The organism is Marinobacter sp. W-8 (assembly GCF_044342215.1).
Classification (GTDB): Bacteria; Pseudomonadota; Gammaproteobacteria; order Pseudomonadales; family Oleiphilaceae; genus Marinobacter; species Marinobacter nauticus.
This window is the reverse complement of the sequence record NZ_CP172297.1, coordinates 3158315-3170818: the sequence shown is the minus strand read 5'-3', so window position 1 is coordinate 3170818 and position 12504 is coordinate 3158315. Positions and strand designations below refer to the sequence as shown.

Sequence of the window (12504 nt, the reverse complement as noted above, 5' to 3'; positions counted from 1 at the left end):
AATAAGGACAGGAGACGCATCGTGACTGAAGACAAGAAGCTGTCAGAAAATCCCGAACATGACCTTGCTTCGAGATTCCCCACTGCATACACCATTCTTTTTGGCCTGATCGTTTTTGTAGCTGCGCTAACCTGGATTATCCCGGCCGGGCAATATGAGCGTGTCATGAATGAAGAGGTTGGGCGTGAAGTTGCCGTGCCCGGGACCTATCAAACCGTGGACCCGAATCCTCAAGGCTTCGTCGATGTCATGCTGGCGCCGACAGCGGGCTTCTATGATCCCGACAGCTATGTCGCCAACGCCATCGATGTTGCTCTCTTTGTGTTATTCCTGGGCGGCTTTCTCGGCGTGATGAATGCGACGGGGGCCATAGATACTGGGATTCGCAGCGCGATGCGGCATTTGAAAGGCCACGAAATCTGGATGATACCCATCCTGATGACATTGTTCGCCATCGGGGGCACGACCTATGGCATGGCCGAGGAGACCCTCGCGTTTTACTCCATTCTTATCCCGGTGATGATCGCCGCCGGCTACGATGTTGTGACCGGTGTTGCCATTATTCTTATTGGCGCCGGAATTGGTGTACTGGGCTCGACCATAAATCCGTTTGCTACCGTAATTGCGGCTAACGCTGCGAACATTCCGTTTACCGACGGCATCGTGCTCCGGTTCGTGCTCTTGGTGGGAGGGGTGGTTATCTGCGCTGCGTATGTGATGCGCTATGCCCACCGGGTCAAGCAGGATCCATCGCGGTCGGTTGTCGCCAAGCAGTGGGGGGCGCATCGTAAGTTGTTCCTGAAAGGTCATGATGAAGGATTTGAGGATGCAACTCTCAATGCCACTCAGATCATCGTATTGGTCATCTTCGCCATGACGTTCGCCGTCATGATCTGGGGCGTATCCTCCCAGGGCTGGTGGATGGCGCGCATGGGTGCTCTGTTCTTTGGCGCTGCCATTGTCATCGGCCTGGTTGCCCGTCTGGGCGAGAAAAAGCTCACAGCCAGTTTTGTTGATGGTGCCCGGGATCTGTTGGGTGTTGCACTGGTGGTCGGGCTGGCCCGTGGCATCGTTGTCATCATGGATCAGGGCATGATCGCCGACACGATTCTGCACAGCGCGGAGACGTCGCTGGGCGGACTGCCCGAGCTTGCGTTCATCAACCTGATGTTCTGGATCGAAGTGGGCATGAGCTTCTTTGTGCCGTCGTCGTCTGGCCTCGCGGTGTTGTCGATGCCGATTCTTGCGCCACTGGGCGATTTTGCCAACGTTGGCCGTGACCTGGTGGTTACCGCCTATCAATCCGCCAATGGCCTGGTGAACCTGATTAACCCGACCTTTGCCGTGGTGGTTGGTGGTCTGGCGATCGGACGGGTGTCCTATGATCGGTGGATTGCTTTTATCTGGCCATTGTTGCTGATTCTGACCGTGTTCATAACCCTGATTATCAGCATCGGTACTCTTATCTGATTCCCCGCTAGTAAAGGAGATTGCCATGTCTGAACCGACACTGGGTGTTCACTCGGAAACCGGAACCCTGCGCCAGGTCATCGTTTGTCGGCCTGGGTTGGCGCACCGTCGCCTGACGCCCTCCAATTGCGATGCGCTGTTGTTCGATGATGTCTTCTGGGTCAAGCAGGCCCAGAAAGACCATGACGTGTTTTCAGGCCTCATGCGTGCCCGGGGCGTAGAGGTGCTGGACGTCAACGAGTTGCTGGCAGAGACGCTGGATATTGCGAAGGCTCGCAAGTGGATACTGGATCATCGCATTACCTGGAACGAAATCGGTGTCGGGATGGTCTCGGATCTACGGGCCTGGATGGACGAACTGCCGGGGACCAGGCTGGCAGAGTTTCTTATTGGAGGCCTTGAAGTAGCCGATCTGCCTTTTGATCCGGTTGGCCTGTTTGGCAACCATCTCGGTCATTACGGCTTCGTGTTGCCGCCACTGCCAAACTTCCTGTTCACCCGCGATAACAGCGCCTGGATCTATGGTGGCGTCACCCTGAACCCCATGTACTGGCCGGCGCGGAAGCCAGAAACCCTGCTTATGGCGGGTATCTACAAATTCCATCCCAAATTTGCCGGCAAGGTTAATGTGCACTGGGGCGATCCTCTCAAAGACCACGGTCTTGCCTCCCTGGAGGGTGGGGATGTCATGCCGGTGGGTAATGGTGTCGTGTTGGTGGGTATGGGGGAGCGCTCGTCCCCTCAGGCTATTGGTCAGTTGGCCAGGTCGCTTTTTGAAAGTGGCTCAGCCGAGCGCGTCGTTGCCTGCCAGATACCCAAGTCCCGCTCAGCGATGCATCTGGATACCGTCTTTACCTTCTGTGGCGGCAATGTGGTCACGACCTTCAAGGAAGTGGCCGATGAAATGGTCTGCTATGACCTGCGCCCCGGAGAGGGCAAAAAGCATCTCGCATTTCGTCAGGACCCGCGTCCGTTGTTCGACGTAGTAGCCGACGTACTGGGTTATAAGCAACTGGAGGTCGTTCCCACCGGCGGCAATGACCCGGCGGAGCGAGAGCGTGAGCAGTGGAACGATGGCAATAACGTCCTGGCGCTAAGCCCGGGAGTCGTCATTGGCTATGATCGCAACGACGATACCAACGCTGCTCTGGAAGCTGCAGGTATCGAAGTGTTGGCAATACCGGGAGCGGAACTTGGGCGTGGCCGGGGCGGCGGTCGCTGTATGAGTTGTCCAACCATTCGCGATGCTGTCTGACAGCAAAGGAGAGGCTCAATGGCTTTCAATCTCAAGAACCGGCATTTTCTGACACTGCGGGATTTTAGCCCCAGGGAAATCGCCTTTTTGCTGAAGCTGTCCGCGGATCTCAAGACCGCCAAGTATGCGGGCACTGAAGTGCCCAAACTCGACGGCAAGGACATCGCGCTGATCTTCGAGAAAAACTCCACTCGAACCCGGGTCGGGTTTGAAGTGGCCGCCTTCGACCAGGGGGCGCGGGTTACCTACCTGGGGCCGACCGGAACCCACATTGGCCACAAGGAATCGGTGAAGGATACGGCGCGGGTTCTTGGCAGGGTCTACGACGCCATCGAGTACCGGGGGTTCGGACAATCCGTTGTCGAAGAGCTGGCGCAGTACGCAGGCGTGCCGGTCTACAACGGGCTCACCAACGAATTTCATCCCACCCAGATACTGGCGGATTTCCTGACCATGCAGGAGCATGTGGAAAAGCCATTGCGGGATGTGGCCTACGTGTTTATCGGCGATGCCGCCAACAACATGGGTGACAGCCTGCTGATCGGCGGTGCCAAGATGGGTATGGACGTGCGCTTGTGCGCACCGAAGGCCTGCTGGCCCAATCAGGCCGTGCAGGAGGAAGCGCGAGCGCTGGCGGCTGAAACCGGAGCACGCATCACCATTACCGAAGATATCGACGCCGCGGTTGCCGGAGTCGATTTCGTGTATACCGATGTCTGGGTTTCCATGGGCGAGCCAAAGGAAAAGTGGGCCGAGCGGATCAAGCTGCTGATGCCTTACCAGGTCAATGCGGCCCTGATGGCCAAAACCGGCAACCCACGGGTTCGGTTTATGCACTGCTTGCCGGCCTTTCACAACACCGAAACCGTGGTGGGCAAGGAGATTCAGGAAACCTATGGCATAGACGCCATGGAGGTGACGGAAGAGGTGTTCGAAAGCCCGGCTTCGATTGTTTTCGACCAGGCCGAGAACCGGATGCACACCATCAAGGCCGTCCTCGTGGCGACCCTGGGAGGCTGACATGCTGGTGGTGGCAGCCTTGGGTGGAAACGCCCTTCTGAAACGTGGTGAGCCGCTGACCGCAGAGGTTCAGCGAAAGAATGTGCAAGCCGCGGCAGTTTCGCTAGCAGCTATTGTCCGTGCCGGTCACGATCTGGTTGTCACCCATGGCAACGGTCCGCAGGTCGGGTTGCTGGCCTTGCAGGGCGCCGCTTACAAACCGGATGAGGTCTACCCGCTGGATGTCCTGGGAGCGGAAACCGAGGGCATGATCGGCTACATGATCGAACAGGAGCTGGAGAACGCCCTGGAACATGACCGGCCTGTCGCAACCTTGCTGACCCAGGTCGTGGTGGATCCCAGAGACCCGGCTTTTGAAAAGCCGACCAAGTTTGTGGGCCCGGTCTATGACCGTGAAGAAGCAGAGCGCCGGGTAGCCGCTGCGGGCTGGAGCATTGCGCCGGACGGCGACAAATGGCGCCGGGTGGTGCCTTCTCCAAAGCCCCTGGAAATACCGGACATGCGCGTACTGAAGTTGCTGCTCGACCAGGGCGTGGTTGTGGTGTGTGCCGGGGGTGGCGGAATACCGGTGCTGCGCAGGGACGACGGCAGCATGGTCGGCATTGAGGCGGTCATCGACAAGGATGCCGCCAGTGCCTTGTTGGCCAGGCAATTGGGGGCGGACGCCCTGCTCTTGCTGACCGATGTGGATGCTGTCTACAGGGACTTCGGCACTGACCAGTCGACACCACTTTCCGAACTGACCGTGGGCGAGGCGCGGGCGCTGGACATGCCTGCCGGATCCATGGGCCCGAAACTGCAGGCCGCCTGCGATTTTGCCCAGGCTGGCGGGATCAGCGGCATCGGGCGCCTCCAGGATGCCGTGGCTATACTTGAGGGATCGGCGGGCACTCGCGTGTCGGCCGGGTAATGCGCTTGTTGAAGCGCATTCTGCTGATCTTTTTCTTCTGGTTTTCGATGGAAGGTTAGTTACTATGAAAGGCTTAGGCTGATTGGAAGAAATACCAGAACTCTCCATTTTATTTACGACCAGATTCCGTATCCTGAAACCTGTTTACCTAGAGAAGACTCATGCCTGATTCAAAAGCCCACGTCGGCCTGAAGGGCCTTTTAATGTTGTGTGTTGTGTTAGCTATTCTGGCCGCTGTCGTCTGGCGGATCATGGTCGACGATGAGGAGCTGTCAGAGCATATTGCCTCCGGTAACGGGCGCATCGAGGCTACGGAGGTCGACATTTCAACTCGTATCCCTGGACGGCTGGAAAGCTTCGCCGTTGCAGAAGGCGACTTGATTGAGGTGGGCCGCTCGATAGCAAAGATGGATACCGATGAACTGGAAGCCAATCTGGCTGCCGCCGAGGCAAACCTGAACCAAGCGCGCGAGAGCAAACGCCTGGCGGAGGCGGTTGTCACCCAACGGGAGAGTGAGCTACGCCTGGCAAGGGCTGAGCTGCGCCGTTTCGAGAGCCTGATGGAGAAAGGGCATGTTTCCCGCGAACAGTTTGATCAGGCACAAACCAAGGCTGAAACAGCTGCGGCTGCTTTGCAGGCAGCCAGAGTTCAGGTTGCTTCGGCCGGTGCGGGTATTGACGCCGCGCAAGCCAGTATTCGTGGGATAAAAACAACAATTGATGACAGTCACCTGGAGAGCCCGGTGGGTGGGCGGGTGCTGTATCGGTTGGCTGAGCCTGGCGAGGTTCTCGCAGCTGGTGGAAAAGTTGCGACAGTGCTGGATGTGACTGATGTCTACATGACCATTTTTCTGCCAACATCGCAGGCAGGCAAAGTCAGGGTTGGAGCGGATGCACGGATTATACTTGATGCCCTGCCAGATTATGTGATCCCGGCGGAAGTTAGCTTTGTTGCCGCAGAAGCCCAGTTTACGCCGAAATCCGTAGAGACCCAGAGCGAACGTGAGAAGTTGATGTTTCGGGTCCGGATCCGCATCGATGCAGACCTGTTGAAAGCCTACCGCGATCGAGTTAAGGCTGGCGTGCCCGGTGTTGCCTACGTCCTGCTAGACGAAAGTCAGGGTTGGCCAGCTCATTTGCAGGTAACTTTGCCCAATGACTGACACCGTTGCTCGCCTGGAGGGCGTTAGCCACGTTTATGGTGGGCTTCAGGCACTGACTGATATTCATATTGAGATACCTTCCGGTCGCATGATCGGCCTAATAGGACCGGATGGCGCGGGAAAATCCACGCTTTTGGGGCTGATCGCCGGTGCCCGGAAACTGCAAGCCGGGTCATTGGAGGTGCTTGGCGGCGATATGGGGAGTCAGCAGTTTCGCAATCGGCTCGCGCCGCGCATTGCTTACATGCCTCAAGGGTTGGGAGGTAATCTTTACCACGCACTGACTGTTGATGAGAACATTGGCTTTTTTGCTGATCTCTTCGGGCTGACCGGTGATGGGCGAAAACAACAGATCCACCGGCTGCTGGAGGCCACTGGGTTACTCCCTTTCAGGAATCGACCGGCCGGCAAGTTGTCGGGGGGTATGAAACAGAAGCTCGGCCTCTGTTGCGCCCTGATCCATAACCCCGATCTATTGATACTCGACGAACCCACCACCGGTGTCGACCCTTTGTCCCGTGCCCGTTTCTGGGATCTGATTGATAAAATTCGAGCCCAGCAAGCAGGTATGAGCGTCCTGGTAGCCACCGCCTATATGGAAGAAGCGGAACGGTATGACTGGTTGGCTGCTCTGGATGGCGGAGCCATTCTGGCGACTGGCTCGCCCAGGGAGCTGCGTGCGCAGACTAACACTAGAACGCTGGATGAAGCTTTCATCGTTCTGTCGTCAGGAACAGCCGACGAAACCGCCAGAGACAATATAGAGGCCGAAGCTTCCCTGGCAGCGTCCCATGCGATGGATGCCGTCCCTGCCATCGAGGCAAACCATCTGACCCTGCGGTTTGGCGACTTTACTGCGGTCAAAGACGTCAGTTTCTCGATTTCCAGAGGGGAGATTTTTGGCTTCCTTGGCTCCAATGGCTGTGGCAAGACCACGACCATGAAGATGTTGACTGGGCTATTGCCTCCTTCCGAGGGTGACGTTTTACTCTTTGGTAAGCCACTGGATGCCAGGGATCTGAGCACAAGGCAGCGCGTTGGCTATATGTCGCAGGGGTTCTCCCTGTATGGGGAACTGACGGTGAGGCAGAATCTCGAACTGCACGCCCGTTTGTTTCACCTTCCAGTAGACCAGGTCAGTATCCGGGTGGATGAGCTGGCACAGGAGTTCGGGCTGGCCGATGTAATGGATCAGCTGGCGAGTCATCTACCACTGGGGGTTCGCCAGCGGCTTTCATTGGCCGTGGCTGTTGTACATCGACCAGAATTGCTGATCCTCGACGAACCAACTTCAGGTGTTGATCCTGGCGCCCGGAACCAGTTCTGGGCATTGCTTTTCCGCCTGTCCCGTGAGGATGGGGTGACCATATTTATTTCTACCCATTTTATGAACGAGGGTGAGCGGTGTGACCGAATTTCCCTTATGCACGCCGGTGAGGTGCTGGCGTCCGACAAGCCGGATGTACTGATCCGGGAGGCCGGTGAGCAAAACCTTGAGGGGGCATTCATGCGAACCCTTGAGACTGCCACTGGAACCGAGGACATCGGCAGCGGAGCTGTACTCACCGGTGGTCATGGGCACGAGCCGGAACATCGATGGTTCAGTTTCCGGAGATTGTGGGCCTATGGACACCGAGAGGCACGGGAGTTGATCCGGGACCCAATCCGTATGGCGTTTGCCTTTATCGGCTCGGCCCTGCTGATGTTGATACTTGGTTATGGCATTACTCTTGATGTAGAAGATTTGTCTTTTGCGGTATTGGACCAGGATCAGACTCCGCAAAGTCGGGATTACGTCACCGCATTTTCCGGATCGCGGTATTTTATCGAGCGCCCCCCCATCAATGACATGTTGGAATTGGGAAAGAGAATGCAATCTGGAGAGCTGAGTCTCGCGCTCGTGATCCCTCCGGGTTATGGCAAAGATCTGAAGCGAGGACAGGACACCGAAATCGGAGTCTGGATTGACGGTGCCATGCCGTTCCGGGGTGAGACCATTGCCGGTTATGTTGAGGGAATCCACTACAGCTACCTGGCGGACCTGGTATTTCGTACCTATGGAACCGTTCCGACACTAAGCCTCGTCTCGATTGAAGACAGGTATCGGTATAATCAGGATTTCAGGAGCCTGGATGCGATGGTGCCCGCAGTTATCCCCATCCTGCTTATTTTTATTCCTTCCATCCTGATGGCTCTGGGTATCGTTCGGGAAAAAGAGCTGGGGTCGATCACTAACCTATACGTTACCCCGGTAACACGCCTTGAGTTCCTGTTGGGTAAGCAACTCCCGTACATCGCTTTCAGTATGATCAGTTATGTCAGTCTAGTGATGCTGGCGGTTTGGATATTTGAGGTACCACTCAAAGGGGGATTATGGACACTATCGCTCGGAGCCCTGTTGTACGTGGTTGTGACCACTGGGCTTGGGCAGGTTATTTCAGCCTTTGCCTCCACCCAGATTGCTGCATTGGCAGCAACTGCGATTATTACACTCTTGCCCACCGTCCAGTTCTCCGGTCTGACTGAGCCGGTATCCTCTCAGGAAGGGGTGGGTGCGCTCATTGGTGAGTTCTGGCCCGCAACCTGGTTTCTTCAGGTCAGCCGGGGGGTTTTTACCAAGGGACTATCCTTCATTGACCTTCAGCAGACGTTACTAAGCCTGGCAGCCTTCATCCCGGTGTTAACGTTGATATCGGTCGTTCTGCTCAAGAAACAGGGGCGCTAACGGTGAAGTCACTGGCGAATATCTGGAATCTTGGCCTCAAGGAGTTGCGCAGCCTTTTGGGCGATAAAGTGCTGATGGTGTTTGTTCTGCTGGCATTCACTCTGATTATCTATACGGCGGGCTCGGCCGGATCCATGGAATTGAACAATGCCCCCGTGGCCGTGGTAGATGAGGATCAGACCATACTGTCAGGGCGGATTATTCAGTCTTTCCAGCAGCCATGGTTTCTCAAGCCAGATCTGATCCGATACGACCAGATTGATACCATGCTCGACCGGGGATCACATACCTTCGTTCTGGTTATACCTGAAGGCTTTGAGCGGGATGTGCGAAAAGGTCACGTTGTCAGTGTGCAGCTGAATATCGACGCAACCCGAATGACCCAGGCGTTTATCGGGGCCAATTACATTCAATCGTTTGTAATGACCGAAGTTGCGGAATTCATTGAGCCTGGCAGTGGCTCAACGGAGCTCCCGGTTAACCTGGTGAATCGGGTAAGCTTTAACCCCAACCTTGAGGGTTCCTGGTTCGGGGGAGTGATGGAGCTGATTACCGAAATTACCCTGATCAGCATTATTCTGACCGGTGCCGCCCTGATCAGGGAACGGGAGCACGGCACCATCGAGCACCTGATGGTGATGCCGTTGCGCTCCTACGAGATCATGGCGGCCAAAGTCTGGGCCAATGCGTTGGTGGTAATGATTGCGGCCACGCTATCGGTGACTGTGGTTATTCAGGGTTGGCTTCAGGTGCCCGTTGCTGGATCTGTTTTACTTTTCCTCTTCGGGGCCTTGATTCACCTGTTCTCCACGACCGCCATTGGCATTCTGGTTGGCACCGTGGCCCGAACCATGCCTCAGTTCGGTCTCTTGCTGATACTGATCATACTGCCGCTACAGCTGCTATCTGGCGGGATTACACCGCGGGAGAGCATGCCGGACCTCGTTCAGGAAATCATGCTGCTGGCACCGACGACTCACTTTGTGAGCCTGGCTCAGGGGATTCTGTATCGCGGTGCCGGTCTTGATGTGGTGTGGCCTCAGTTTTTGGCTCTGACTGCCATCGGAGCGGTGTTTTTCGGGGCAGCTCTGGTGTTGTTCCGGCGTCATATGTCTGTGTGAACGCACTTTCCTGGCTGCCCCTTCTGTATCACATGTTAGGATGGTGGCGTCCTTCGTAAATTTTAACGCGATCAATTTCGACGCCGTCGAACTTTCTCACATATGTGTCCTGGTCGACCTGCTCGAAGACGCTACAGCCGCCTCGGTGGCCATAGCCGATGCTGGTACAGAACTCCCCGTCTTTCACCTCCCAGGTTCCTATGTAACGGGTATAGCCGGATGCCTGCTCGGCTCGCTTGTCTTGGCCGTAGATTTTTCCGTCTTCAGAAAAGTATTCATAGAAGGTGTGTCGGAGCTTGCCATCTTCTCGATAGTCGGCTTGCAGAGTATTACCTATCAGCGCATCACGAATCTGTTCCCCATCAAGAATATCTTGACCCGCAGCGATACCCGAGAATGAAATAACAGCGGTCACTACACTGAATCTAATAAGTTTTCTCACCTTTTTATACCTTTTCAGATGTTTAGACTCAAGCATAGATCATCGGCCTGAATTTGCCATTCTGATCTGCTCGATTCCGGATGGAACTGTAATATGAATTTCGGTATGAGGGGCGTTTCATGGCATGGTCCCCTGCTCATGGCGTCACTCTCCTGTGGATACCATTAAATTTCTCAAATTCTCTACGATAGTGTGATGGGGTTTGTCCGGTAAACTTCTTGAATTGTTTTGAAAAGTTGGAGGCGTCTGAAAAGCCTGAAGAAAGTGCAATTTCTAAAATGGGGTATTCGTTGCTCTGGAGTAACTGACTAGCATATTCTATTCGCTTTCTTAATATATAAGCGTGAGGGGAGTCGCCGGTTGCGGATTTGAATACACGACAAAAATAAAAAGGACTTAAAGCTACTTGCCGAGCTAAGTCATCTACAAAAATTCGATAGGAAAGATTCGATTCGATATATTCATCGATCCAGCGAACTTGTCTGGTTGTCAGGGTTGACCGGGTGGTGTTATCGGTTCTCACTCTCCTTGTGTTTTCGCAGATGATCTGAGCCGCTAACGCTTTACCATAAAATTCGGCAAACATTGGACCATGCGGGTTGCCGTCTCGGATTTCATTGTCGATTGCCAGAGCGGTTTCCAGAAGCAAGCTGTTTTGTTTGAAAAACAGAGGATGACCGTGGAAGCGGCTAACGCCCATTTCTTCCGCCACGCTTGAAACAAGTTTCTCTGGGATGGTCATCAACAGCAGCTTACCCAATGGCGATGTATAACTGACCTGGTGGGGGCAGTTGTGGGGCAGATACACTGCAGAGCCCCTGTTTTGCGATTCTTTTCGGACGGTACCATCTACGCGTCGGTTAGCCTGAGAGGCCGAATTGAGCTTTACCATTAAGTAATGACCGGTCAAAGCATGTTCGATGGTTTCAAAATGATCTTTTTCTACTCGCTCGAAAAAGACACTCTGCCATCCAAACTCACGACTTCCCCTGCCATCGTTGTCGGCGAGAAGCTGCTGTCGATCGTCTTCATGTTGGAAGTTAAATTGTTTCAGGCCCATAAAAATTCCGTTTAAAATGGTCGGTGTTTGCGCTAGTCCTGAGTTTCGCGTTGTTCCGTCCGCTGGATCGCAATCGCAAGCCGCTTAACAGCTTCGTCCGCCAGGGACGGAGTGATCGTTGAGAACGAAAGGCGAATCGAACTTAAGTCAGGTGTTTCACTATAAAAATATTTCCCCGGAACGAACATCACGCTCTGGCTGAGAGCTTGCTGAAGAACGAGTGATGCGTCCAGCCCGCTTACAAATCGCCCCCAAAGAAACATTCCACCGTCGGGCACGTTGAGTTCCAGGGTGTTTGGCAAATGTTCAGAAATAGCTTTTATCAGCGCATCACGCCGGCATTTGTAGGCCTTTTTAAGAAGTTGAAGCCGGCCATCAAGACGGCCGCTTTTCAGGTAATAACCTGCAATGTATTGCGAAAGCGTACTACTGTGAAGGTCCATAGATTGCTTGGCACGGCATAGCGAGTGAAAATAGCTCTCCGGGGGAATACACCAACCCAAGCGTAATCCGGGGGCGACAGTTTTTGAAAAAGACGAAATGTAGATAACCCGGTTTTTCGAGTTAAATGACTGTTCGGCTATTTCAAAGAGTGACGCAACATGCTCTCCGTCGTATCGAAGATCTCCGTATGGGTCGTCTTCAACGATCATAATGTCATGACGGATAGCAAACTCAACAAGTTTTGTCCTTTCGGGAAGTCGCAGGGTTGTGCCGGTTGGATTACTGAAGTTGGGAACAAGGTACATCAGCTTAATACGGTTATTGGCAACCAATGATTCCAATCGTGTGAAATCAATGCCGTACTGATCACCTTGGAATACTAATGTCTTCGCTCCTGCCATATTGAAAACCTGTAATGCGGCCAGATAGGTTGGCTCTTCAACCAACACACTATCACCCTCATCAAGAAAGGCTCTGGCTACAATGTCGAGCGCCTGCTGCGAACCGCTTGTAACTAGAATATGGTCGGGTTCCGCGCTGATTCCCTGCGCTACCATGCGGGAGGCAATTTCTTCCCTTAAGAACAATTCTCCTTCGGTCAGTCCATATTGATAGGTGGCATTTCTTGCACTTTCAACAGCTCGGAAAGTGGCCGCTTCAAGCCCTTCGGTATCTATGAGATCTGGTGCGGGTATTCCTCCCGCCAGTGAGATCATACCAGGGATTTTGGAATGCCTGAGCAGATCCCTTATCGCGGAACTGCTCATTGTCTGCATTCGACGAGAAAGAATGCTCTCGGAGGAGCTTGATGATCGACGGCTCATTTCAGATCCATGTGTTTTTCCAGAAGCATCTTCTGGTGTGTAGGTAACCCTTGAGCGGCTAAGATAATAC

At 54.3% G+C, this 12504-nt stretch carries 10 protein-coding genes; 7 read left to right on the top strand and 3 right to left on the bottom strand.

The window, feature by feature from the left end; translation table 11 throughout:
• The first annotated feature begins 21 nt into the window (after nt 1–21).
• From ACF8YQ_RS14810 to ACF8YQ_RS14780, 7 genes are all read left to right on the top strand, one after another.
• Nucleotides 22–1470, top strand: a complete 1449-nt coding sequence (locus tag ACF8YQ_RS14810) for a YfcC family protein (protein WP_224851308.1) — start codon at nt 22–24, stop codon at nt 1468–1470.
• Nucleotides 1471–1495: 25 nt separating this feature from the next.
• A complete protein-coding gene (locus ACF8YQ_RS14805; protein ID WP_396621845.1) occupies nt 1496–2725 on the top strand; it encodes an arginine deiminase in 1230 nt (409 codons plus the stop codon).
• Between the two features lie 18 nt (nt 2726–2743).
• Entirely contained in the window at nt 2744–3745 is a 1002-nt protein-coding gene (locus ACF8YQ_RS14800; RefSeq protein WP_023010693.1) for an ornithine carbamoyltransferase, read from the top strand.
• Nucleotide 3746: 1 nt separating this feature from the next.
• Nucleotides 3747–4655, top strand: coding sequence for a carbamate kinase (gene arcC / locus ACF8YQ_RS14795; protein WP_396621844.1), 909 nt, complete (start codon nt 3747–3749; stop codon nt 4653–4655).
• A gap of 251 nt (nt 4656–4906) precedes the next feature.
• On the top strand, nt 4907–5818 hold the full coding sequence (locus ACF8YQ_RS14790) for an HlyD family secretion protein (RefSeq protein WP_396623313.1): 912 nt from the start codon (nt 4907–4909) through the stop codon (nt 5816–5818).
• The gene (gene rbbA / locus ACF8YQ_RS14785) at nt 5811–8543 is read left to right on the top strand and encodes a ribosome-associated ATPase/putative transporter RbbA (RefSeq protein WP_396621843.1); all 2733 of its coding nucleotides are present in this window, start codon (nt 5811–5813) and stop codon (nt 8541–8543) included. The genes ACF8YQ_RS14790 and rbbA overlap by 8 nt, the downstream gene beginning before the upstream one ends.
• A 2-nt stretch (nt 8544–8545) precedes the next feature.
• The gene (locus ACF8YQ_RS14780) at nt 8546–9664 is read left to right on the top strand and encodes an ABC transporter permease (RefSeq protein WP_206853159.1); all 1119 of its coding nucleotides are present in this window, start codon (nt 8546–8548) and stop codon (nt 9662–9664) included.
• A gap of 28 nt (nt 9665–9692) precedes the next feature.
• Here the strand turns inward: ACF8YQ_RS14780 and ACF8YQ_RS14775 are convergent, their stop codons facing one another.
• The 3 genes from ACF8YQ_RS14775 to ACF8YQ_RS14765 all read right to left on the bottom strand — a co-directional run bounded on the left by ACF8YQ_RS14775 (nt 9693) and on the right by ACF8YQ_RS14765 (nt 12434).
• Nucleotides 9693–10106, bottom strand: coding sequence for a hypothetical protein (locus tag ACF8YQ_RS14775; protein ID WP_224851484.1), 414 nt, complete (start codon nt 10104–10106; stop codon nt 9693–9695).
• A 136-nt stretch (nt 10107–10242) separates the two neighbouring features.
• The gene (locus ACF8YQ_RS14770; protein ID WP_224851483.1) at nt 10243–11166 is read right to left on the bottom strand and encodes a helix-turn-helix domain-containing protein; all 924 of its coding nucleotides are present in this window, start codon (nt 11164–11166) and stop codon (nt 10243–10245) included.
• A 32-nt stretch (nt 11167–11198) separates the two neighbouring features.
• A complete protein-coding gene (locus ACF8YQ_RS14765) occupies nt 11199–12434 on the bottom strand; it encodes a PLP-dependent aminotransferase family protein (RefSeq protein WP_224851482.1) in 1236 nt (411 codons plus the stop codon).
• Between the last annotated feature and the right edge of the window lie 70 nt (nt 12435–12504).

Bases quoted from the DNA above. Each gene is read 5' to 3' on its own strand.
- ACF8YQ_RS14765 (WP_224851482.1), bottom strand. From the start codon at position 12,434: ATGAGCCGTCGATCATCAAGCTCCTCCGAGAGCATTCTTTCTCGTCGA.
- ACF8YQ_RS14800 (WP_023010693.1), top strand. From the start codon at position 2,744: ATGGCTTTCAATCTCAAGAACCGGCATTTTCTGACACTGCGGGATTTT.
- ACF8YQ_RS14805 (WP_396621845.1), top strand. From the start codon at position 1,496: ATGTCTGAACCGACACTGGGTGTTCACTCGGAAACCGGAACCCTGCGC.
- rbbA (WP_396621843.1), top strand. From the start codon at position 5,811: ATGACTGACACCGTTGCTCGCCTGGAGGGCGTTAGCCACGTTTATGGT.
- ACF8YQ_RS14790 (WP_396623313.1), top strand. From the start codon at position 4,907: ATGGTCGACGATGAGGAGCTGTCAGAGCATATTGCCTCCGGTAACGGG.
- arcC (WP_396621844.1), top strand. From the start codon at position 3,747: ATGCTGGTGGTGGCAGCCTTGGGTGGAAACGCCCTTCTGAAACGTGGT.
- ACF8YQ_RS14770 (WP_224851483.1), bottom strand. From the start codon at position 11,166: ATGGGCCTGAAACAATTTAACTTCCAACATGAAGACGATCGACAGCAG.